The sequence below is a fragment of the Mastigocladopsis repens PCC 10914 genome (genome assembly GCF_000315565.1).
GTDB lineage: Bacteria > Cyanobacteriota > Cyanobacteriia > Cyanobacteriales > Nostocaceae > Mastigocladopsis > Mastigocladopsis repens.
The window spans coordinates 2,226,048-2,247,943 of sequence record NZ_JH992901.1 but is presented as its reverse complement, the minus strand read 5'-3'; the positions used below and the strand labels follow the sequence as shown (position 1 = coordinate 2,247,943).

Genomic DNA, 21,896 nt, shown 5'->3' with positions numbered 1-21,896 from the left:
ATTAACAAATAGACTATACTTAGTTTGGGTATTTCAGCCAGTTTTCAGGCTTGTCTAGCACCCAATACAGCAAATGTGTGAACAAATCGGGGTTGTGTAACAGCGACTGAAACGACTAAATATCACAATGCAGATTATAGGTAATTTGTATAGTGCGTAACTCCTAAGTAAGTAAGTTCTCTGTCTGATTGTTCGGTTTGTCTCTTGATTCCTTTGTCCTTGTGAGAATTGACTAACAGGACATTGAGGTGCGCTACCCCTATCAGCCTACTGGGTTTTAAAGAAAAAGAAGGGGATTGCAATGCAAAATATCCAGACCAATATCCACCCAACTTTGAGCCAATCAAGGTTGTTGAATAAAAGTGGTGTCATTGGGGAAAAAACCTCAAATTTTTCGCTTCTTCTACCCCCATCTCAAAGTCGTTCCATTACAGTAGTCATCCCAGCTCTGAACGAAGAAGGCAATCTGAAAAAGCTCCTGCTTAACCTGGAGGAAACTTTCCAGAATCTTGGCTTCACTTTGCCAGTACTCCTGATTGACGATGGTAGTACAGATAGTAGCCCCGAAATTCTCGCTGATCTCAGACAGGAATATGACTTTTTAAAAGTGATTCGTCATCCACAACGGCGAGGTGTAACCGGAGTCTGGAAGACAGCTTTAGAGCATGTCAAAACAGATTGGGTCTTTTGGGGACAAGCAGATTTAGAGTCTGACCCTCGCACTGATTTACCATTACTGGTAGAAGCCTGTGTTCCGGGAGTAGATGGAGTTGCAGGTTGGAGACAAAAGCGTGGCGACGGCAAAATTTTCGCTTCTAAATTCGCCAACTTATCCTGCCGTTTGCTCTTTGGTTTAAAAATCCACGATATGAACTGGATCAAATTAGTCCGTCGGGATTTATTGTCTAGTTTACCCGTTGAAAAAATCACCCATCGCTACTTATTGGCAGTACTGGCAGCGCAGAAGTATCGCATCACAGAAGTTGCTACTCCCTGGCATCCTCGGTACTCTGGGAAAAGTAAATTTGGCAAAAGGCGTCTTTTGACTTCCGCTATTGATTTTGTCAAATTATGGTGGTGGTTTCAAACTGAGGGTTGTCTAATTAATCGACGCTCTGAGGAGCAAATGAACCTAGCAACAAGCTATGATGTTGGTGTTATCAGGTAGAAAGATGAAGCCTTGTATCCAAGGCGGTGATGGGTCGCGGTCTTGGATGCTTTGTGATATTAGTAACAAAATGAGCGCACTACCTAGGGAAGCAAGCGATTGGGCAAGGAACAGTGCCTGAGGTAATTGCCATCCTTAGCAACAGCTAACCACAGACTAGAAAAAGTAGCGTAGTTCGTCGCCGTTTTTAAGCTTATGAATATTGAAGGTAAGCATATCCTGGTTGTCACTTCCGTCTACCCTATGACGGCTGATGGCAATCATGGTGCTTTCGTGCGGGAGGCGATTTTACGCTTGCAACCAACGGGGGCAAAGTTCACAGTATTTGCTCCTGCTTATGAAGCTTCTAAAAGCTATATGTTAGACGGCGTGAAAGTCTATCGCTTCCGCTACTGCCTAAAACGCTTTGAAAATTTGGTACGAGATGGTGCCCCTACAAAGCTACAAAAGCAGCCTCTTTATTTGCTTGCTGCTGCTTTGTATATCTTTCTAGGTACGTTGCAATTATTCTGGGTGTGCCACAAACAAAAGCCAGACTTACTTCAAATTCATTGGCCCTTTCCTCATGGATTGATGGCTTTACCTGCAAGTATTTTACTTGGCATTCCAATGGTGTTCAGTTTCCACGGCGCTGAGTTGATGTTAGCTAATAAGTTTGGCTTTGTTGCAAATATCCTGCGCTGGTTGTTACCCTTCACCAAAGGTGTGACAGCCAATTCTTCTTTCACTTGCAAGTTAATTCGGAAACTTGACGATAGACCTGTGACCATTATCCCTTATGGTCTGACTATAGAAGCTAAACCACCCCAGGAACGTCCACCCACAGAGGTGCCTAGGCTCCTATTTGTAGGTAGGTTAGATGAGCGCAAAGGTTTGCGATATTTACTGGAGGCTTTACCTTTGGTTTTAGCTAAACAACCTGTACACTTGCGAATTGTGGGTAAGGGAATTCTCGAACAAGAAATTAAATCGCAGTGTAATACTCTGGGTTTAGACAACTTCGTGGATTTCTTGGGCTTTGTTAGTAAAGAAGAACTTGCCAATCAATACGCTGGGTGCGACATCTTTGTCTTGCCAGCAATTGTAGATAGCAAAGGTGACACTGAGGGTTTGGGAATTGTGATGATAGAGGCTTTGGCTCACCAGAAGCCTGTCATTGCCAGTGCTGTTGGGGGTATTGTAGATGTGATCCAATCTAGTATCACAGGATTGCTAGTACCAGAAAAAGACCCAAAAGCTTTGGCACAAGCTATCCTGACCTTGTTATCAGATCCCATCCTAGCTAAAGAAATGGGGCAAAAAGGTTTGGCTGATATCCAAGCCCGTTTTAGCTGGTCCCGCATTATCCCCATGTGGGAGCAGGTTTTTGCCACTGCTTTAGATGGCTGCTTGAAGAATTCAACGTCTGAAACTCTCGCCTAGACCAAAGATGCAGTACAGCCAGTTTCTATCTCGTACAGCTCTGATTAGTTTGGTAGTAGCTCCCCCAAGTGTCATGGGGGTTTTGGCTATTACTGTTCTTTTACCTGCTTTGAAAGACCCAGAGTCAAGATTTTACTCTTCGGATATAGGTTATCCTGCCATGCAACGCAGCTTAGGCAAACCTATCAAAGTTCAGACTGTCCCAGTGGCGGAAAAAAGTTTAGAGGATTCTGTCGCGGCTCCAGGCGAATCTGTTGCTATGCAACAGGTGGATGTGCGCTTTTTGGTATCAGGACCAGTAGAAAAAGTTAATGTGGTGGAAGGTCAATGGGTGCGTCGAGGTCAACCCCTGCTCGAGTTACAAAAGGCTGCCTTTCAAGACCAAGTGAATACCGCTCGCAACAACCTCGCGACTGCCCAAAAGAAGCTTCAGACTTTGCAAAACTCAGCACCTGCAAACCTACTGGCTCTTAAACAGAACGTTTGGTCTGCAAAAGCAAGGCTGGAGGCAGCTAAAATCAGACTAAAACAAATTGACAATCTGGCCAAGCAGGAACTCAAAAATAATGTTGAAGCTGCTCAGGTGAGATTGAAAACGGCTAAACACAAACTGCAACAAATGAAACAGCTTGCTAAAGAAGGAGCTGTTTCTAAGTTTCAACTATATGATGTGGAAGATAATTATGCCAGTCGTAAAAGAGAACTCTTGGCAGCTCAACACGGAATTCTTGATACTCAAACTGAGCAATTTAGCAACCAAGATTTCTACATGACTCGGCAAAATGAATTGAGTTCTGCTCAACAAGCCCTACAACTAGCCCAAAAAACTTTTGATAAAGATTTGGCAGATGCTCGCCTTACCGTGGAAAACAGAAAAATAGAACTCCAGCAAGCTTTGAGAAATTTAAACAGAACAGTTATATATGCCAATACTGATGGTTTGGTAAGTAGGGTTAATATTCATAGTGGAGAAATTGTAGATGTGCGCGATCGCGCCTCTTTGCTCACTCTAACTCAAAATACTGTCTTTAAGGCTTACATTGACCAAGCACGGCTTAACGCTGTTAAGGTAGGCGATAAAGCCACAGTTCGCTTGGTAGCTTACCCGGGACGCACCTTTCAAGGGCGAGTCATGCAGCTCAATCCTACCGTGGAAACGAATGCAACTAAACGTGATAAAGTCGGTATCGACCAACAGTATACTTATTCTGTATGGATTGCTGTTGATGACTTGCAAATGCCGCCAGGGTTACAAGGCTATGTTGAGTTTCAGAAATCAAAGAAAAGCATAGTTGTCCCAGAAAATTCCGTGACCCATTTGTCTGCTGGTGAAGGTATGGTGATGGTTGCACAAGCAGGCAAAGCTGTTGTCAAAAAAGTGAAGCTAGGCAGAACATTTGACAATCAACGGGAAGTACTCGCAGGTTTAAACCTTGGTGAACAGGTTGTCCTCTCTTCTAGTGCATTAAATCCTGGCGACGAACTTGATATCGAGCCTGCACCCGTGCCAATTGCTGAGGGGTTGTAGAAAGCAATTCAAAATTAACAAACCTAGTATTGGCAACCATCATACTTTCTGGCAAGATGCAACTTCAAGGCGTGACAGCTTATGAAAAAATTGCTTTATTGGCAAAACTTATTATTAACTAGAGATAAAATTACCCTTGGCATTGGGTTTTTAGTTTTAACTTTAGCAGCAATTTTTCCCTGGTATAGTTTACCTCAAGAAGCTCTAGAAACCTTTAGTATAAATCTTTATTTAACAAATATTGGCAGATTATTAGCAGCGTTGTTTGTTATTTCAGGTTTTGCCTTTACCTTTAGGTTAATCGTCAATCGTGTTCTGCGCTTAACTTTCTGGATTGGATTAATAGCCACATTATTTTTTCCTTATTTGATTGTGACTTGGTCTCCAACTGTTGCTTTCATTGCATCAAGCTACTACAACCAAGAGGAAAAAGTATCAAATCATGTCGAGAGAAATTTTTCGGAAGTTCAGGCACAGTGGAAACAGAATATATCCTTAAATAAACCAGACAATCCACCAAAAATTTTTGAGATGTCTATTCAAGACAGCCGTTTTTTTCAAATACCATCATGGGAGCAAGTTCTGCTTAATGGCTTTGGTTACAAAAACAGCCTTTTTGTCTTTATTGGTAAAGGTTGGGTTTTCAGTCTATTTGGTCTAGTCATTAGCTTGATAGGGCTTTATTTGGTAGAGGAACCAAGTCTTAATGGCGAGAATATCACCTATATAGTCGGCACCCTGAAGGATGTAGCTCCAGGCTTCCAGCCTATGGGGCATTTTGCCAAAGTGGAAGACAATCTCAATACTTTTATTCAAGATGTGAAGCTGTTACTTCCTGGAACGGCATTATTGTTATCTACAATTTTTATTTCGATAATTGCAGCTAATATTCTGAATTATCAACTAGATACTCAATTCGCTAAAGGTGAATATTTTCAAGTCGTAACTGCTAGCCAAACCTTAGCATCATGGTATCCACCTTTGCAAGGGGATGTTAGCTTTTTGGAGCGACTGGCAAAGGCAGAGTTTTACACAGATGCACCTGAACCTGCTTTGATTAATTTTGTCATGGGACTAGAACGCTACAAATTAGGTAATTTCCAGGAAGCAGAGAACTACTTTCAAAAATCATTAGATATCCAACCCAGTCACTTTTTAGTCAGAGGATATCTTGTCTCAGCAATCCTTAATCAAGGAGTTAATTATCTCAACGAATCTAATACTAGAAAACCGGGAGCAGCAGCAGACCTTTTTGAGAAGGCATTGCAAATTTTTCCGGGTCATGTTGAGGCTCTTTACGACTTGATGTTGGCTAGAGTTGTGAATGGAGAATTTCAGAAATCAGCTGATGTTGCCAAACAAATCATAGATGGGCAGCAATACTTTCAAGCGCCGAGTATTGGTTTACTGGGACAAGCTTATCTGCATTTAGCTTGGGCTGAATATAACAACGGCGATGTGAACACAACCTGGGAACGGTATCGCCAATCGGTTGACTCTAAGACTTGGGGTAAATATCCATTATGAAGCGGTTAAAGTGTTGGCTGCCATTGGGACTGGTGTTAACCTTGGGACTTTTACTGGGGATGTTGGGGTTTTCTATCTGGGAGAAAATACCTACTCCTGTAGAGAGCGTTGTTTGGTCACAACAAGCACAATGGATTGCACCCCAATCACCAACTTACCGTTTTTATGCTCGTCACAGCTTTGATTTACCTGATACTGCAAAGGCTGGTTGGTTGCGCCTCAGTGCTGATAATGACTTTACTCTTTATGTCAATGGACGACGAGTCGCAAAAGAAAACACTGTTCTCAATAATTCTCTCGGATTAGGTGCTGGACTAAAGTTGCCGTTTCAAGATTTTAATGACAGTAATAGCTACCGTGCTCAAACTTCCCTTAATTATTTACTTGCGAGTTCCCAAGACTGGAAATTAACAGCTTATGTAGATCTGACTTCTTACTTGCGTCCTGGTAAAAATGTCATTGCGCTGGAAATTCAAAAAGGAAAGCAAAATCCGCGTGTCGTCGTTGAGGGGGCTGTTTATCCAGCAGCTGATGTGACATCCCTTGACTTGACAACTGGGGCAAATTCTTGGCGGGTATCGAATTTGTCGGAAACCCGCCAATCACTTCAATGGTTTGACCTAGATTTTCCTGATGCAAGTTGGTCAGAAGCTAAGGTACTGGGTTCGGTAAAAGAAAAGACTTACAGTCGGTTAAGTAAAAATTTGTTTGACCGACCTTTACAAGGAACTTGGATAACTGGAAATCAAAGTTCCAAAGGCGAGGTATGGCTTAGGGGTGTATGGCAAGTCCCACAAACTTCGCTTTCTCGTGCCTATATTCGATTTGCTGGCAATGGCGAGTATTCTCTGTTGCTTAACAATGCTTTGGTTCAGCATTACAAAACAGAGGAAGGCAACCAGTTACATCTTTTAGAAGTGACAAAATTTCTGCAACCTGGCAATAACATCTTAGCGGTGAGGTTGGCTCATCCTTTAGAGGCAGTCTTGGCACAAGGTTCTGTTAACTTTCTGTTGGATGGATGGGGGGAAACAGAAAAAGGCGAGATTGTGGGCGCATTTTCCACTGATAATACTTGGACATCTCTAACCCTCCCCACACCTGATTGGGCAGAAGGTGTGGGTGAGGGACAACCTGTCACCCTTCTTCTAGGTGTACCTCAGGCACAACAGCTTCACCGCAGCTTTGAAGGCAATGCCTATCTGCTCAATTATCCAAATTACCTCTGGCATCAAAGTCTTTGGCTATTAGGAGGAATTGTCTTTGCTTTGGTTTATGCCTGGATTTTAGGCTTTTGGCTAGGATATCGGGAGAGTTGGTGGGATAGCTTGAGTACAGGAGGAGCAATACTTTCCCCGGGAAGTCTATTTTTAATCGGTATAGGTTTACTCAAACATCGTTATGCAGAGGCAGAAATTGGGTTACTGTTTGCCCAACCACAAAGCAATTACCTAATATTAATTGGGTTTGTGGCTATCGTGTTGTTAACTTTGTTATTGAGTCAAATCAAGAGCAAATTGGGGACATTACTACGCTGGAGTTTGTGGTTTTTCCTTGGAGTCGTTGCCTCTGCTGGTTTGGCAGTTGGGGGAAATGTTTTCCTCATTCTGCTTGTTTCTGGTGGAATTATAGCCATAACTCCGCTTTGGATGAAAGTTAACGGGGAGGGAAAAGTTTCTTCTTACTTTCCCTCGTTTATGGAGGAACCCAGAGGCATTCCAAGGATTAATGCAAGAGTTTTCATCTCGGAGTCAGCATGGCAATCATGGGGTCAATGGTTGTTTTTGGGGTTCATTGTTAGTTTCGGTTTTGGTCTGAGGGTTTATCACCTGGGTTTTATCGACTTCGATTCTGATGAAAATACTTCCCTCGATGCCAGTAGAGGAATTCTCCGCACAGGCGCACCAATAGCGAGTTCCGGTATTTGGTACACTCGCGGACCTTTCTATCAATACCTATTAGCTCTTTGGCTGCGAATAGTGGGTGATTCTGCTGTCAATGCACGCTTTCTTTCTGTACTTTGGGGTACAGCAACCCTTGTTTTAATCTATTTCTTTGCCCGTAAAATCACAGGGAAAGTTTGGATTGCTCTGTTTGTAACAGCAATTTTGGCTATCAGCCCTTGGGAACTTTGGTATTCACGTAATATTCGCTTTTACCAGGTTCTACAATTTCTAACAATTCTATCTTTTTGGTCATTTTTTAGAGGGTTTATTGAGCAAGCAGGTAGACGTTATCAGTACGTCTTTTTTATTGCGCTGACATTAACTCTACTCACTCAAGAAATCAGCTTAACTATACTGCCAGCATTTTTCATTGGGTTTCTTTACTTCTATCGTCCGTTTCGTTTATTCAAGGACTGGCAGATTGTTGTGGGTAGTTTAATGACCCTAATCATCTTTATCTTCTGCCTCGGGTTTTCTTCTATCCGACTTTTGACTCCATTAGCTGCACTATCTGATAGCACGGCTTCTTATTTGCGGCTTCATTTTTCTGATATCACAGACCTGACTGCAAATTTATTTATTGGTCCTGACAGAATACAAACAATTTATAGTCTGTGTTTTTTAATAGGTTTTCTCTACTTTATTAAAGTTAGGGATAATAAATTATTGTACCTTTGTATAAGTATAATTATTCAGGTTATTGTCGTTACTATTTTATGCTATCAATCAGAAGAACGTTATGTCTATGCTATTTATCCTATGTTTATTGTGCTAGCTATCTATAGTGTAATTTGTATAGCAGAAAGCTTAGGAAATAGATTGGAGTTGTTATTGAATGGATTGCTGCCTCTACGAGCGATCGCCCTAAGTTTTGCTATTCTCCTATTGGTTTGCAACATCCAACCTACGAGAGTTTTGGCTGGTTATCAAGAGGCTATTAATAGAGGTAACACCCAAATCTTTGAATATATCCGCACTTATAAACAAGCAAATGACGTAGTTATTTCGCCTTCTCCCTCTTTTGGAGCGATTAGTCTGGGTGGTTTGAATTACTTTTTAATGGGAACCAATTTTATCGATGGATTGTACTGGCATGAAGGTAGGTTGATTGACCGTTGGGCTGGTGGCGTCGTCGTTAGTAATTTAGACCAGATAAATCGTATTTTAGAGAAATCTCAGCGTGTGTGGATTCATGTGGATGATGTAAGAAAAAGTAGATTTAACGCTGATACTTGGCAATATATTGAAACTTTGGGTAAACCAATTATTGACTCATTTGGGACTCGCTTACGTTTATGGCAGCCAGAAGATGGATTACCAAGTCGCAAACCCAACAAAGGTAAAGATTTAGGAGCTTATTAAGCATAACAATGAAAATCAAACCTATAACATTTATCAAAACAATAATTAGTATAGGTCTACTGGCATTAGTCTTCACTCGCATAGATTTTGAGGAAGCGTGGACTCATTTTCAACATCTCTCTTTCCCTTTTATTATCTTTGCCTTACTCTTCTACACAGGTTGTCAATATTTAAGTTGCTGGCGCTGGCAGATAGTTCTTAATTCTAGTGGTCATTCAGCACCAATGAGTAGTCTGGTCAGTAGCTATTTTGCTGGAATGTTTCTCAATATTTTTCTCCCAGGTGCGCTTGGTGGAGATGTTTATCGAGTTTATCGGGTTGCTAAACATACTAAAGACTCAGAGGTCGCAGTCGTATCTGTCTTTTTAGAAAGATTTACAGGACTGGCGGCTTTATCAGCTTTGGCTTTAATTGGTCTGCCACCTGCTTTTAAATTAGTGGGGCGTTGGGATATTATTTTGCTATTTCTCACCTGTGTCGCAAGTCTTGTAGGAGCAGTTCTGCTGATATCAAGTCCTAAGCTGTTAATTTGGGCAGAGCCGTGGTTGGAAAAGTTGCGTCTGAGCAAAGTGGCGACTCGTTTTGCCAAAATTCAAATTCTATTGCGAAAATTTGCCCAACACCGCCAAGCTCTAGCTTTATCAATGGGACTTTCGATGTTACTTCAGCTAGCGATAGTCTACTACCATTACCTTGTGGCGCAACAGCTGAAAATCCCTATTTCTTATTTACAACTTTTAGTGTTTATTCCTATCATCGTTGTGGTAACTTTGCTTCCCATCTCTTTGGGAGGGCTGGGGCTAAAAGAGGGTTTATGGGTTTATCTGTTCAATCGCATTGGTTTGACTGCGGAGCAAGCCCTACTGCTATCTTTGACGATTACAGCTTTAAGTTGGTTGTTGAGTTTGCCAGGTTTGGTGATTTTGCTTTTGGATTCTACAGGATTTCGCCTGGCAAGGCAGGGTAAGGTGGATTGATAGTTACGATACACGAAACTCCTAAAATAGGTGTAGCAAAAACGAGTTAAGAAGACACTGACTAGTAGCCAACTTTTATGTTCACACCTGCTGACTTTCTCAAATACACCCAGTGGTCGGGTATTGCAACAATAGTATTTGCTGCTGTGGCAGTTTTGGGTTTTATTTTCAAATGGGGTATTCGCTTTCGACTCATTGGTTCGACAGGCTTTATGCTGGTGCTGACCGGCGGTCTATTTGCTTTATCATTGACACCCTTGTCTCGCACTGTCATTCCAGGTGCAGTAAGGTACAGTCGGGTTTATGACAACGGAGCAACACAAACGGTCATTAGTATCCCATCACAAATTACCCCATCAGAATTAGAAGCTACCCTACGTCAAGCAGCTAGTGACTTGTATTCTTATGGTCGCTTGGGGACACTGACAGATAACCAGTTGACTATTCGAGCGCGTACTATTGTCCACCCGGAACCTGGAATTTCCATACCATTATACTTGGGTCAAGTCAAGCGATCGCTCGCTTCTCGTGAAGATTCTCAGATGGCGATCGAGATTTACCAGGACAAATTCGCCCAATTACCCAAATCCATCTCTTGAAAAGTTAGAGTGAGGAGTTAAGAGTTAAGGATGCACAACTCTTAACTCTTAATTAGACCTCTTGCAAAAGTACATTTTTTTATATAAAACCACAGATGTAGGCGTAAGCCGTGCCCTACCTAGGCTACACGAGATAAACACAGATAATTCATCGGTGTGCATCTGTGTTTATCTGTGGTTTATTTTTAAAGATAATTGACTTTTGCAACAAGTCTATTCATCACTTTATACAGCAGAATGCATCCGTCAAAAGTCAGAAGTCAGAAGTAAAATTGGCTCTGTGTCTGGCTTTTATACAAAGCGCGTTGTACTTCACCTACTTGCAATGTGCTGTATTACTGAGATATTTTACTTAAGGCATACCAGGTCTTCTCTTCCACAACACCTGTCACTGATAGTTCACAGCGCCGTTGCAAGCTTGTCAGCGCTGACTCTGTCAGAGGTCCAAAATCCCCATCAATCCATCCTATGTAATCACAGGTTGATTTGAGAACGCGCTGGACTTTCCTTACCAATTCTCCGTTGCAGCCTTTACTTAATTCTGGCATATCGACAGGCGCGCCCGTGGCAAGCACACGCCAAGTTCGCTCTCCTACAATCCCATCTTCTTGCAGAAAGACTCGCCGCTGAAATTCTTTAACGGCTTGTTCGGTCTGTGGTTCAAACTCACCATTGATAGGTCCTGTATAAATACCCCAATAAGACAAGAGGTTTTGCAGTTCCTCCACGGCTTTACCTTTAGAACCTTGCCGTAGTACTGCCTTGCTTGACTGTATTTGCACTGTCTCTTCCCTGGTGTCCCTGGCATCACTTGTTGATGGCATATTCCCTCTCATAGAAATTAATGTTTGTTATTTAACGATAGTTTTTTAACTACTGATGCCGCCTCATACTCAGGGATATTATGACAGGTTCAAAAACCATACTGGTATTAACAAAGTGGTAATTTTTTATGATTACAAAATAAAACATTAATTAATTTTTGTTAATATATAAATCTGGTAATTACGATCACTAGGGGAAAGAGAATAGTCAAAATTTATTGGACTATGGACTCATGACCCATGACCTTTTCCCCAAAAGGGCAAGGTTCTCCAAAATATTTAGAAGTGCTACTGTTAATTTGTTAATTAGTGATATGCCCAATCCATCGACTGAAACTTTGTCTACTCCAACCTCTAGTTCATTACTCACTCTTTGCGTAGCTCCAGCAAAGGTCATCCGTGGCTCGCAGATATTGGCACAAGCAACTGATGCGATCGCTCGTTTGGGAAGTCGTCCCCTAGTTGTGGGAGGTGAACAGACTCTTGCTGTCACCCAACACTTGCAACCACTGCTGAAACAACAACAGCTACATATTGCCCAAGCCTCTTATACTCCTGATTGTAGTGAAGCCAGCTTGAAAGCTTTACGTAAGGTAGCAAAAGAACATAAAACCGATGTTATTATTGGTGTTGGTGGTGGTAAAGCACTAGATACGGCTAAATTAATTGCTCACCAGTTGCAATTGCCAGTGGTGACAATTCCCACCTCAGCGGCTACCTGTGCGGCTTGGACTGCTCTATCGAATGTCTATTCTGATGAAGGGGCATTTCTCTACGATGTGGCATTGACAAGTTGTCCTGATTTACTGATACTCGATTACGACTTGATTAAAACTGCTCCCCAACGTACCCTTGTAGCGGGAATAGGGGATGCGATCGCCAAATGGTATGAAGCCTCAGTCAGCAGCGGACACTCAGAACAAACCTTAATCATAGCCGCAGTGCAACAAGCGCGAGTTTTGCGAGATATCCTCTTCCAAAAATCTGCCGATGCGCTTAAAGAACCTGGTAGCGAAGCTTGGCAACAAGTCGTAGATGCAACGGTTCTCCTTGCTGGAGTTATTGGGGGATTAGGAGGCGCACAGTGTCGTACGGTTGCGGCTCATGCCATACACAATGGTTTAACTCACATTTCTAAAAGTGGCAGCATTCATGGCGAAAAAGTCGCCTACGGTATCTTGGTGCAACTGCGTTTAGAAGAGATGGTACAAGGCAATCAACTGGCAGCTGCGGCACGGCAACAATTATTAAAGTTTTACGCAGAGATAGGATTACCCCAAAAATTGGGCGATTTAGGATTAGGCAACATCACCCTAGGCGAATTGCAAAAAGCTGCTGAAATTGCTCTAGATCCTCATTCTGACATCCACCGACTCCCATTTAAAGTTGCAGTAGAACAATTGATGGCGGCGATGGTTTCCACCACTGCGCCAGCAGAAGGACGCACTCATATGGGTTTAACGCCTGTTGTGAATGAGGTTGAGTAATTATTGGATCACATCAATCCCAGAGAAACGATGAATTGTGATGACTGAATAATTCATAATTCTTCGTTTCTCACCTTCCATAATTTATAATTCATAATTTATAATTGATAACTCCTTCGATGACATTAGATTGGATTGCCCCAGCTGAACGCATACAGAAATTACCACCCTATGTATTTGCCCGTCTAGATGAACTCAAGGCTAAAGCACGAGAGCAAGGGCTGGATTTGATTGATTTGGGTATGGGAAACCCGGATGGTGCAACACCGCAACCAGTCATAGAAGCGGCGATCAAAGCTTTGCAAAATCCTGCCAATCATGGCTATCCTCCTTTTGAGGGTACAGCAAGTTTCCGCCACGCCATCACTAGCTGGTATCGTCGTCGTTACGGAGTCGATTTAGATTCAGACAGCGAAGCATTACCACTTCTAGGTTCTAAAGAAGGATTGGCGCATCTTGCCATAGCCTACATTAATCCAGGTGACTTGATTCTAGTCCCCTCTCCAGCCTATCCTGCCCATTTTCGTGGTCCAGTGATTGCTGGGGGAAAAGTTCACAGCTTAATTCTCAAACCAGAGAATGACTGGCTTATTGATTTGGGGGCAATTCCTGAGGATGTTGCCCAAAGCGCAAAGATTCTCTATTTTAATTATCCCAGTAATCCGACAGCTGCAACTGCACCCCGTGAATTTTTTGAAGAAATTGTCGCCTTTGCCCGTAAATATGAGATTCTGCTCGTGCATGATTTGTGTTATGCGGAGCTCGCTTTTGATGGCTATCAACCGACGAGTTTGTTAGAAATTCCGGGCGCCAAAGACATTGGCGTTGAGTTTCATACCCTTTCCAAAACCTACAACATGGCAGGTTGGCGCGTTGGTTTTGTGGTTGGGAACCGCCATATCATTCAAGGTTTGCGGACGCTGAAAACGAACTTGGATTATGGCATTTTTGCAGCATTGCAAACGGCAGCAGAAACCGCATTGCAACTGAGCGATGATTATTTACATGAGGTACAAGAACGCTACCGTACCCGCCGCGATTTTCTTATTCAAGGCTTGGCACAGTTAGGTTGGAATCTAAGTAAAACCAAGGCAACAATGTATCTGTGGGTTCCTTGTCCTGTTGGCATCAGTTCCACAGATTTTGCTCTCAAGGTATTGCAACAGACTGGTGTCGTTGTCACTCCAGGTAATGCCTTTGGAGTTGCGGGTGAAGGGTATGTGCGAATTAGCTTGATTGCAGATTGCGATCGCCTGGGTGAAGCGTTGCACCGTTTCAAACAAGCTAATATCCGCTTTCAATAAACACAAATTTGTAGATGCCTTTTGGGCGACGTCCCATAGAATACACAGATAGATGTTGTTTATCTGTGTGTATCTCTGACTTTTCATGGGATGTGGAAAAGGTGCTCTAGAGGCGATGCTCCCAAAGGAAGCCGCCCAAAGGGCGATCGCTTGCTGCTTGTTAGAACTCTTGCAAAAGTATATTTTTTTATATGAAACCACAGATAAACACTGATATTTATCTGTGTTTATCTGGAGGGCACTGCGTTGCGGTGAGTCCAGCACTGCAGGAGGTGAGACCAGTGCTGCAGGAGGTGAGACCAGTGCTGCAGGAGGTGAGACCAGTGCTGCAGGAGGTGAGACCAGTGCTGAAGGAGGGTTTCCCGACCTAGGCAACTGGCGTAAGTCCTGCGGACAGGCTACGCCAACGCCGTCAGGCGTGCCGTTCGGCGCAGCCGTGCCGAAGGCTCAGGCATACCCGAAGGGGTTTCCCGCGCCCAGGTGACTGGCGTGAGTCCTGCGGACAGGCTACGCCAACGCCGTCAGGCGTGCCGCAGGCATACCCGGAGGGGGGTCTCCCCCCAACCCCAACGCCAGTCCGCTCAAGTCGGGAGACCCGCCCACGCGGCTGGCTCCTCCGTGGGGACCCCAAAGCCCCCCGTTGTAAGCGCAAAGCGCACACTACGTGTTGGCGCAGCCTGTCCTCCGGACTTACGCGCAGCGTCTCCGCAGGAGATAGCAAGTGTCCGTTGTCCATCTGCGGTTTTATTTTCAAGATTATTCACTTTTGCAAGAAGTCTGTTGTACTTCGTCCCCTTAGGGGGAATAGGTAATGGGGTGTAGTAGTCACAGTTGTTTCAAAAGCTTTTTGGTGATATAGCAGTCCTATTTGAATTTTGAAAAAAACTCAGTACAAGACTTCACTTGAAAATAGCAGGGGAAGCAGGAAACTTAGTCCGCAGTAAGATGGCAACTAGAAGTTTCTAAAGCTAGAATTACCAAGCCAATTGTTTTGAAAGCTGTTCAGCTATTGTGATTAATCAACACTCTGATAACCTTTTCAACCCTCAACTTGAAAAAACATCAGTTGAACAATATAACTTTGGCTGGTTTGATCGGTTTTGTCTGTGGTATCCTCCTGGATGGCTGATTGTATTCAACCGCCACTGGCAACACTATCACAAAGATCCAGATGGTTGGAATTGGTTGGAGTATGGGTTATTTTTGATTCCCGGTGGATTTTACATAGCACTTTTCATTCGCTGGTTACGGCTAGGCTGTCGTTCACCTCGTAGTGAAGTAGGTGAATTTGACCCAAATTATCAAAAAGCTTTTCGATATGAAGTTATTGCTCCAATTGTTAAATATTATTTTCGCGGAGAGTTGCATAACATTGAAAAATTGCCACAAACAGGACCAATGATTGTGGCAATGAATCATGCAGGAATGTGTTTTCCCTGGGACTTTTTAACGTTAGGTTATCTATTAAGTAAAACACAAGGATGGTTGGTGCAACCGTTGGCTGGTATATCTTTGTTTGACCATCCTTGGGTCATTTGGTGGTTACCACCCGGATGGTCAAAGGTTTTAGGTGGTGTGAGAGCAGAGTTAAATGATTTTGAGGCTGCAATACAAGAACGTAAAATTCTCTTATATGCACCAGAAGGTTTACGCGGACCGAGAAAAGGTTGGGGAAAACGTTATCAACTAGAAACTTTTGATTTAAGTTTTATTCAATTAAGCCAACGTTATCAAATTCCTATCTTGCCTGTTATTTGCATCGGTAATGAAAATTTACATCCTTGGACTTTAAATATTAAAAAGTTGCAGAAGCTATTAAATTTACCATTTTTGCCTATATCACCTTTAATACCATTATTTATTCTCTTTCCATCAATGGGAGTCTGGGCGATGAGAAGTCGCTTGCGTTACGCTATTCAGCCTTTATACACAGCAGAGTTAAATGGCGATAAGACAAAAAGATCAGAGGCTTATCAAAAAGCACAACAATTACGAGAAAAACTCCAAGGTCAAATCGATCAGTTGTTAAACAAAACAGTTAGAACTGAAGAGTTTTGAATTTTGAATAAAAGTTTTTAAACTCATATTATGTCCGGTTAAATAACCGTGTGCAAACTCGTAGTGAGGACTTTAGTCCTCTTGCTCTTTGAAAGCAAGGACTCTTGTCCTTACTACAAACAAGTTTTATTATGGGTAATTTCCCCAACATGATATCAACACTCATTTACGGAGAAACACCAAAGCGGTATCCTTTGCCATAGACAGTATGAATTAACGGTGTTTCGCCAGCTTGTTCAATCTTGCGCCGCAGCAGACGAATTAATGCTGCAATGACATTACTGCTAGGTTGTTCGTCATCTTTCCAGAGATATTGGAGAATCTGCGCGTGAGTGAGCAATTGTCCGGTATTTTCCATAAAATATTGCAGGAGCTGGCTTTCTTTTTCTGATAAATCGATGCTCCTGCCTCGACGATAAGCCACTTGGTTTTCGCTATCGAGTTCTAAGTCAGCTACTATAAGCCTTTGGGTTGTTGTCCCATAGCTTGGGGAACCGGAACGACGCAATAAAGCACGGACTCGTGCTAGTAACTCCCGCAACTCAAAAGGTTTAACCAAATAGTCGTCCGCGCCTGCATCCAAGCCTTCCACTCGGTCATTCAGAGTATCTTTAGCGGTAAGAAACAAAACAGGTGTGATTTTGCCTTGGCGTCGTAATTCCTGACAAATCTCCAACCCCGTTTTTCCTGGCAGCATCCAATCTAAAATCAGTAAGTCATAACTGCGGCTTTGTGCAAGTTGGCTACCACTTGTCCCATCATAAGCGGCATCAACGCTATATCCCTCACGAGTTAACAACCGACTCAAAGGGTCAGTTAATTCAGCTTCATCATCAACGAGCAAAATTTGCATGGTTAGCCATCTGTACTTAGCTATCAGATATTATTATTTTGCTGATTGCTGAACGCTGACCGCTAATTATGCTAACTGTTGCATTGCCAAAAGGGGAACTTCTCAAAAATAGCATCTGCATCTTGCAAGCTGTGGGATTGGATTTTAGTGCTTTTTTGGACTCAAGTAACCGCCAACTTCAGATTTCCGATTCTAGCGGTCAAGCCAAAGGGCTGCTGGTGCGAGCGCAGGATGTGCCAGTATATGTCGAATATGGTCAGGCACAGCTAGGTATCGTCGGATATGATGTCTTGCGGGAGAAAAAGCCACAAGTCGCCCACTTAGTTGATTTAGAGTTTGGACATTGTCGAATGTCTGTGGCGGTGAAACAGTCCAGTCCTTATCGTTCGGCTCTAGAATTACCACCTCATGGTCGAGTGGCTTCTAAGTATGTAAATTGTGCGCGTGAATATTTTCACAATCTGGATTTACCTGTAGAAATTGTACCGTTGTATGGTTCGGTGGAGCTAGGTCCAATTACGGGGATGTCAGAGGCTATTGTAGATTTGGTTTCCACAGGGCGAACCTTACGCGAGAATGGTTTGGTTGAAATTGAAACTTTGTACGAAAGTACAGCAAGATTGATTGTCCATCCGCTGAGTTATCGCCTAAACACGGATAATTTACTAGGATGGGTTGAGCAACTGCGCTCAAAAGTTCTTTCTAGAGTTTAATCCTAAAATTTCAGCAAAAATACGACAAGTCAATGCCAGAAGAGACACTAGATTTTGACACCAACCCACCAGTTGCAATCAACGAATACGACAACATGGCTCAGATGGCTTTGCCTGGTTATGAGGCAATGCATACAATGGCATTGTCTTGTTTGAAAGCGCACCTAAGGGAAACAGGTAATTTGTTGATTGTGGGTGCTGGTACGGGGATGGAGTTAGTCAAGTTTGGTCAGGGCAATTCACAGTGGCAGATGTTAGGCGTAGACCCATCTGTTAATATGCTATCCATTGCCCAAGAGAAAATACAGCAGCACTCCTTATCTGAAAGAGTCAAGTTATTTGAAGGATATACTCACGATTTGCCTGCTACTCCCCTGTATGATGCAGCAACTTGCATTTTAGTGATGCATTTTCTCCCAGATGATGGCAGCAAATTAGCATTACTTCAAAGTATTGCTCAGCGATTGAAATCATCAGCTACTTTTATTGTGGTAGATATGTTTGGTGAAAAAGGCACTCGTGAATTAGAACAGATGATTTCGATATTGAAACTTTTTTGGCAAGAAATGGGCATGAAATCAGAAATAATGGCTCAATTACTAGAAACATTCAACCAAAGTGTTTATCCTATTCCAGAGGCAAGAGAGTTACAATTATTACAGCAAGCAGGCTTTGGAAATATCATCAGATTTTATACAGGGCTTTGGGTTGGCGGTTGGGTAGCAATTAAAGATTGAAATCGTTTTCCTGTCTAAGTTTCTATAGCCTCAGACTTCTAGTTTGTAGGCTTTTGTCGCAAACTGTACAGAGAATCTTCCGCCTGCCACTCTTGCCGTGAGATAGTGTAGTAAACCACTTCTCTGTTGTAAAGAAAGGCATTTTTCTCGTATTTCATCCCCAACTTCTGCATGACTCGTTGGGAAACAAAATTTGTTGGTGCAGTTAACGCCATAATCTGCTCTGCCTTTAGTTCCTCAAAGCCATACCTCAAACTAGCTTTTGCTGCTTCTGTGGCAATTCCTTTTCCCCAGTAGGCGCGAGCAACAGCATACACCAGTTCGTATTCCAAACTACCTTCAAGAAAGCGTAACCCACACTGACCGATTAAATTTCCTTCTTGTTTGTCAAAGACAAGCCATAGACCAAAACTATGGCGTTCCCAGTGTTCTAAGAAGCGATTGAAAAACAACTGACCTTCTTGCCAAGATAGCGCTTTCCCCGGTAGCAGAGTCTGCATTACGTCTACATCGCTAGTGATTTGGCGGTGATAATCAGGAAAATCACTAATTATAAAAGGTCTTAGTCGTAATCGGGCTGTTTCAATTTCTGGCATTTCAGCTGTCAAAGAAATGCAAATTAATTAAGTCAAATCTTACTAGTCTTTTTACACTAAGAATTGTTACAAAATTATATGTCACCTCATATAGGTGGTAAATAGCATCTACCGAAAGTAGTATAAAATATAAGAAGTGTTAACATACACTCATCGAAATAAGCTACTTTTCTTAAAAATAGAAAGAGTAAAGCATTGAGTATTTTTAAAATTAATTAATAAATATTTATGATTGTAATGACTCATAACGAAGCAGCGAGACTTGAAGCCCTCCGCCAATATCAAATTCTTGACACTGAACCCGAAGAAGCCTACGACAATATTGCTCAGTTAGCTGCCTTTATTTGTGGGACTCCCATAGTCCTAGTCAATTTTATTGATGAAAACCGCCAGTGGTTTAAGGCAAAAATAGGTTTGGATGTGCCAGAAATGCCCCGCTGTGTAGGATTATCTTACCTTTGCCAAGAGCGACGGGATGTGGTAGTTATTTCTGATACTTTGGCTGATGAACGGTTTGCCAATAATTCAGTAGTTGTGTCATATCCATATGTGCGATTTTATGCAGGTGTCCCCCTGATTACCCCAAAGGGAGACATGGTGGGGACTCTTTGCGCGATTGACCAAGTCCCACGGGAACTGAGCCACAAACAAGTGGAAGCGCTTGTGGCGCTAGCTCGCCAGGTGATTAGTGAACTGGAGCTTAGGCGTAATTTAGCTGAGGTGTCCCGTTTTGCTGAGGAACTTAAGCATACGGAGGAAAAATTGGCACACAGCGAAAACCTTCTCCGTACAATCATTGAGTCAGAACCGGAATGTGTAAAATTGCTTGCCAAAGACGGCACGCTGCTGGAGATGAATCCGGCTGGACTGGCGATGATTGAAGCTGATTCCCTAAATCAGGTGCAGGGAAACTGTATCTATCCCATAGTTGCTCCTGAGCATCGTCAAGGTTTTATAGAATTGACCGAAAGCGTTTTTGAGGGCGAATCAGGAATACTGGAGTTTGAAATTATTGGATTCAAGGGCACCCGTCGCTGGTTGGAAACCCACGCCGTCCCCCTCCGTGATTCTGATAGAGAAATTATTGCCTTGCTAGCAGTGACGCGCGACATCACTGAACGCAAGCGAACTGAGGCATTTTTGCGCGAGAGTGAACAACGTCTGAAGCTGGCATTACAGGCTGCTAAACTCGGTTCTTGGGAGCTAGATTTGAAAACAGAAGAGTTGTCTGTCTCTAACCAATGCAAAGCAAACTTTGGTCTACCCCCGGAAGCTGAATTTTCTTACAGGGTGCTGCATAAACATATCCATCCAGACGATCTCGCCTACATGCAGGAGTCTGTGCAACAAGCCCTGGAGCAACGCAAAGATTATGAAGCAGAGTACCGAAATATTTGGCACGATGGCAGTGTTCACTGGGTCATGTCACGAGGTAGTGGAATTTACAATGCTGATGGTAGTCCTACTCGCATGATGGGTGTCACGCTGGACATCACCGAGCGCAAGCAAGCAGAAGAGGAGTTAAAGCGTCAAAATAAACGTTCTCAAGTGTTTTCCGAAATCAGCCTCAAAATTCGTCAATCTTTACAAATTGAGGAAATTCTACAAACCGCAGTCACCGAAGTCCAAAAACTGCTGCACGCTGACCGAGTTCTGATCTTTCGGCGGTGGGGAGATGGTTCGGGAACTGTGGTGCAAGAGGCAGTGCTGCCAGGTTTTCCTGTAGTCTTGGGAAAAAATCTCCACGACCCTTGCTTTGAAAAAGACTATCAAGAACCGTATCGTCAGGGGAGAGTGAGTGCGATGGCGCAAAGCGCCTGCCCTTTTAGGGCGATCGCCAATCTTGAAACAGCAAACATTCAAGTTTGTCATAAAGAATTTCTTGCACAGTTTGGTGTAAAAGCTAACCTCGTTGTACCGATTCTGCAAAGAGATAACCTGTGGGGTTTGCTGATTGCCCATCAGTGTGAGCGTCCTCGAAATTGGAGCAACATGGAAATTGAGTTGTTGCAACAGTTGGCAAACCAAATAGGCATTGCTCTATCTCAAGCGCAACTTTTGGAACAAGAAACCCGCCAACGTCAGGAACTGGCTCGTTCCAATGCCGAATTAGAACAATTTGCCTACGTTGCTTCTCATGACTTGCAAGAACCGTTGCGAATGGTGGGGAGTTACTTGCAGCTATTGGAACGACGATACAAAGACAATCTTGATGATAGGGCAAATGAGTTCATTGACTACGCTGTAGACGGAGCACGCCGGATGCAGACTCTGATCAATGACTTGTTGAGCTATTCGCGTGTCAGTACCCGTGGTCAGCCCTTTAAGCCAGTTGATTGTAATGCTGTGCTGAACAACGCTCTAGCTAATCTCAAAGTTGCTATTGAAGAAAGTGGCGCAATCATCACCCGCGATACTTTACCCGAAGTGATGGCGGACGCCACGCAACTGACGCAGTTGTTTCAAAACCTGATTGGCAATGCCATCAAGTTCCGCAGTCAACAGCAGCCCCAAATCCATATTGGGGTGGAACGCACAGAGGAAAAATGGCGATTTGCAGTGCGCGATAATGGAATTGGTATCGAACCCCAGTATGCCGAGCGGATTTTTGTTATTTTTCAGCGCTTACACACAAGAGATAAGTATCCTGGCACTGGCATTGGGTTAGCAATATGTAAGAAAATTGTGGAACGACACGGCGGAAGCATTTGCATTGAGTCGCAACCGCAACATGGTGCAACTTTCTTCTTTACAATTCCTGATAGAGCCGTAAACCGATTGTGAGTTTTGAATTA

Annotated in this window: 17 protein-coding genes; 14 read left to right on the top strand and 3 right to left on the bottom strand. The window is 43.1% G+C overall.

Features of this window, described 5'->3' with window-relative positions:
• Window positions 1–301 precede the first annotated feature (301 nt).
• From MAS10914_RS0112125 to MAS10914_RS0112095, 7 genes are all read left to right on the top strand, one after another.
• Window positions 302–1,168, top strand: a complete 867-nt coding sequence (locus tag MAS10914_RS0112125) for a glycosyltransferase family 2 protein (RefSeq protein WP_017316205.1) — start codon at window positions 302–304, stop codon at window positions 1,166–1,168.
• A gap of 195 nt (window positions 1,169–1,363) precedes the next feature.
• A complete protein-coding gene (locus MAS10914_RS0112120; RefSeq protein ID WP_017316204.1) occupies window positions 1,364–2,590 on the top strand; it encodes a glycosyltransferase family 4 protein in 1,227 nt (408 codons plus the stop codon).
• Between the two features lie 7 nt (window positions 2,591–2,597).
• Complete coding sequence (locus MAS10914_RS0112115) at window positions 2,598–4,118, top strand: efflux RND transporter periplasmic adaptor subunit (protein WP_017316203.1); 1,521 nt, start codon at window positions 2,598–2,600, stop codon at window positions 4,116–4,118.
• 81 nt (window positions 4,119–4,199) lie between these two features.
• A complete protein-coding gene (locus MAS10914_RS0112110) occupies window positions 4,200–5,645 on the top strand; it encodes a tetratricopeptide repeat protein (RefSeq protein WP_017316202.1) in 1,446 nt (481 codons plus the stop codon).
• Window positions 5,642–8,953 (top strand): ArnT family glycosyltransferase, encoded by a 3,312-nt coding sequence (locus tag MAS10914_RS0112105; RefSeq protein WP_017316201.1) that lies wholly within the window; start codon window positions 5,642–5,644, stop codon window positions 8,951–8,953. The genes MAS10914_RS0112110 and MAS10914_RS0112105 overlap by 4 nt, the downstream gene beginning before the upstream one ends.
• Before the next feature lie 8 nt (window positions 8,954–8,961).
• Complete coding sequence (locus tag MAS10914_RS0112100) at window positions 8,962–9,930, top strand: lysylphosphatidylglycerol synthase transmembrane domain-containing protein (protein WP_017316200.1); 969 nt, start codon at window positions 8,962–8,964, stop codon at window positions 9,928–9,930.
• Between the two features lie 77 nt (window positions 9,931–10,007).
• Entirely contained in the window at window positions 10,008–10,529 is a 522-nt protein-coding gene (locus MAS10914_RS0112095; protein WP_017316199.1) for a Ycf51 family protein, read from the top strand.
• Between the two features lie 335 nt (window positions 10,530–10,864).
• On the opposite strand, the gene MAS10914_RS0112090 is transcribed toward MAS10914_RS0112095, so the two are convergent.
• On the bottom strand, window positions 10,865–11,353 hold the full coding sequence (locus MAS10914_RS0112090) for a peptidoglycan-binding domain-containing protein (protein ID WP_017316198.1): 489 nt from the start codon (window positions 11,351–11,353) through the stop codon (window positions 10,865–10,867).
• Between the two features lie 314 nt (window positions 11,354–11,667).
• On the opposite strand from MAS10914_RS0112090, the gene MAS10914_RS0112085 reads away from it, so the two are divergent.
• The 4 genes from MAS10914_RS0112085 (at window position 11,668) to MAS10914_RS0112065 (ending at window position 16,202) form a co-directional block, all read left to right on the top strand.
• Complete coding sequence (locus MAS10914_RS0112085; protein ID WP_017316197.1) at window positions 11,668–12,840, top strand: iron-containing alcohol dehydrogenase family protein; 1,173 nt, start codon at window positions 11,668–11,670, stop codon at window positions 12,838–12,840.
• 119 nt (window positions 12,841–12,959) lie between these two features.
• Entirely contained in the window at window positions 12,960–14,144 is a 1,185-nt protein-coding gene (locus MAS10914_RS0112080; protein ID WP_017316196.1) for an aspartate aminotransferase, read from the top strand.
• An 85-nt stretch (window positions 14,145–14,229) separates the two neighbouring features.
• Complete coding sequence (locus MAS10914_RS36155; protein WP_269635050.1) at window positions 14,230–14,358, top strand: hypothetical protein; 129 nt, start codon at window positions 14,230–14,232, stop codon at window positions 14,356–14,358.
• Between the two features lie 797 nt (window positions 14,359–15,155).
• Window positions 15,156–16,202, top strand: coding sequence for a 1-acyl-sn-glycerol-3-phosphate acyltransferase (locus MAS10914_RS0112065; RefSeq protein WP_017316193.1), 1,047 nt, complete (start codon window positions 15,156–15,158; stop codon window positions 16,200–16,202).
• Between the two features lie 166 nt (window positions 16,203–16,368).
• Here the strand turns inward: MAS10914_RS0112065 and rppA are convergent, their stop codons facing one another.
• Window positions 16,369–17,055, bottom strand: a complete 687-nt coding sequence (gene rppA / locus MAS10914_RS0112060) for a two-component system response regulator RppA (protein ID WP_017316192.1) — start codon at window positions 17,053–17,055, stop codon at window positions 16,369–16,371.
• Between the two features lie 68 nt (window positions 17,056–17,123).
• Between rppA and hisG the strand changes: the two genes are divergently transcribed.
• The gene (gene hisG, locus MAS10914_RS0112055; protein WP_017316191.1) at window positions 17,124–17,768 is read left to right on the top strand and encodes an ATP phosphoribosyltransferase; all 645 of its coding nucleotides are present in this window, start codon (window positions 17,124–17,126) and stop codon (window positions 17,766–17,768) included.
• Window positions 17,769–17,800: 32 nt separating this feature from the next.
• Complete coding sequence (locus tag MAS10914_RS0112050) at window positions 17,801–18,505, top strand: class I SAM-dependent methyltransferase (protein ID WP_017316190.1); 705 nt, start codon at window positions 17,801–17,803, stop codon at window positions 18,503–18,505.
• Between the two features lie 38 nt (window positions 18,506–18,543).
• On the opposite strand, the gene MAS10914_RS0112045 is transcribed toward MAS10914_RS0112050, so the two are convergent.
• Complete coding sequence (locus tag MAS10914_RS0112045; protein WP_017316189.1) at window positions 18,544–19,101, bottom strand: GNAT family N-acetyltransferase; 558 nt, start codon at window positions 19,099–19,101, stop codon at window positions 18,544–18,546.
• A gap of 228 nt (window positions 19,102–19,329) precedes the next feature.
• Between MAS10914_RS0112045 and MAS10914_RS0112040 the strand changes: the two genes are divergently transcribed.
• Window positions 19,330–21,885, top strand: coding sequence for a GAF domain-containing protein (locus MAS10914_RS0112040; RefSeq protein WP_017316188.1), 2,556 nt, complete (start codon window positions 19,330–19,332; stop codon window positions 21,883–21,885).
• The last annotated feature ends 11 nt before the right edge of the window (window positions 21,886–21,896 follow it).

What these genes read in the sequence shown, in the direction of transcription:
- MAS10914_RS0112085 (WP_017316197.1), top strand. Translation starts at nt 11,668, where the DNA reads ATGCCCAATCCATCGACTGAAACTTTGTCTACTCCAACCTCTAGTTCA.
- MAS10914_RS0112100 (WP_017316200.1), top strand. Translation starts at nt 8,962, where the DNA reads ATGAAAATCAAACCTATAACATTTATCAAAACAATAATTAGTATAGGT.
- MAS10914_RS36155 (WP_269635050.1), top strand. Translation starts at nt 14,230, where the DNA reads ATGGGATGTGGAAAAGGTGCTCTAGAGGCGATGCTCCCAAAGGAAGCC.
- MAS10914_RS0112125 (WP_017316205.1), top strand. Translation starts at nt 302, where the DNA reads ATGCAAAATATCCAGACCAATATCCACCCAACTTTGAGCCAATCAAGG.
- MAS10914_RS0112090 (WP_017316198.1), bottom strand. Translation starts at nt 11,353, where the DNA reads ATGCCATCAACAAGTGATGCCAGGGACACCAGGGAAGAGACAGTGCAA.
- rppA (WP_017316192.1), bottom strand. Translation starts at nt 17,055, where the DNA reads ATGCAAATTTTGCTCGTTGATGATGAAGCTGAATTAACTGACCCTTTG.
- MAS10914_RS0112110 (WP_017316202.1), top strand. Translation starts at nt 4,200, where the DNA reads ATGAAAAAATTGCTTTATTGGCAAAACTTATTATTAACTAGAGATAAA.
- MAS10914_RS0112080 (WP_017316196.1), top strand. Translation starts at nt 12,960, where the DNA reads ATGACATTAGATTGGATTGCCCCAGCTGAACGCATACAGAAATTACCA.
- hisG (WP_017316191.1), top strand. Translation starts at nt 17,124, where the DNA reads ATGCTAACTGTTGCATTGCCAAAAGGGGAACTTCTCAAAAATAGCATC.
- MAS10914_RS0112045 (WP_017316189.1), bottom strand. Translation starts at nt 19,101, where the DNA reads ATGCCAGAAATTGAAACAGCCCGATTACGACTAAGACCTTTTATAATT.
- MAS10914_RS0112105 (WP_017316201.1), top strand. Translation starts at nt 5,642, where the DNA reads ATGAAGCGGTTAAAGTGTTGGCTGCCATTGGGACTGGTGTTAACCTTG.
- MAS10914_RS0112120 (WP_017316204.1), top strand. Translation starts at nt 1,364, where the DNA reads ATGAATATTGAAGGTAAGCATATCCTGGTTGTCACTTCCGTCTACCCT.
- MAS10914_RS0112095 (WP_017316199.1), top strand. Translation starts at nt 10,008, where the DNA reads ATGTTCACACCTGCTGACTTTCTCAAATACACCCAGTGGTCGGGTATT.
- MAS10914_RS0112050 (WP_017316190.1), top strand. Translation starts at nt 17,801, where the DNA reads ATGCCAGAAGAGACACTAGATTTTGACACCAACCCACCAGTTGCAATC.
- MAS10914_RS0112115 (WP_017316203.1), top strand. Translation starts at nt 2,598, where the DNA reads ATGCAGTACAGCCAGTTTCTATCTCGTACAGCTCTGATTAGTTTGGTA.
- MAS10914_RS0112040 (WP_017316188.1), top strand. Translation starts at nt 19,330, where the DNA reads ATGATTGTAATGACTCATAACGAAGCAGCGAGACTTGAAGCCCTCCGC.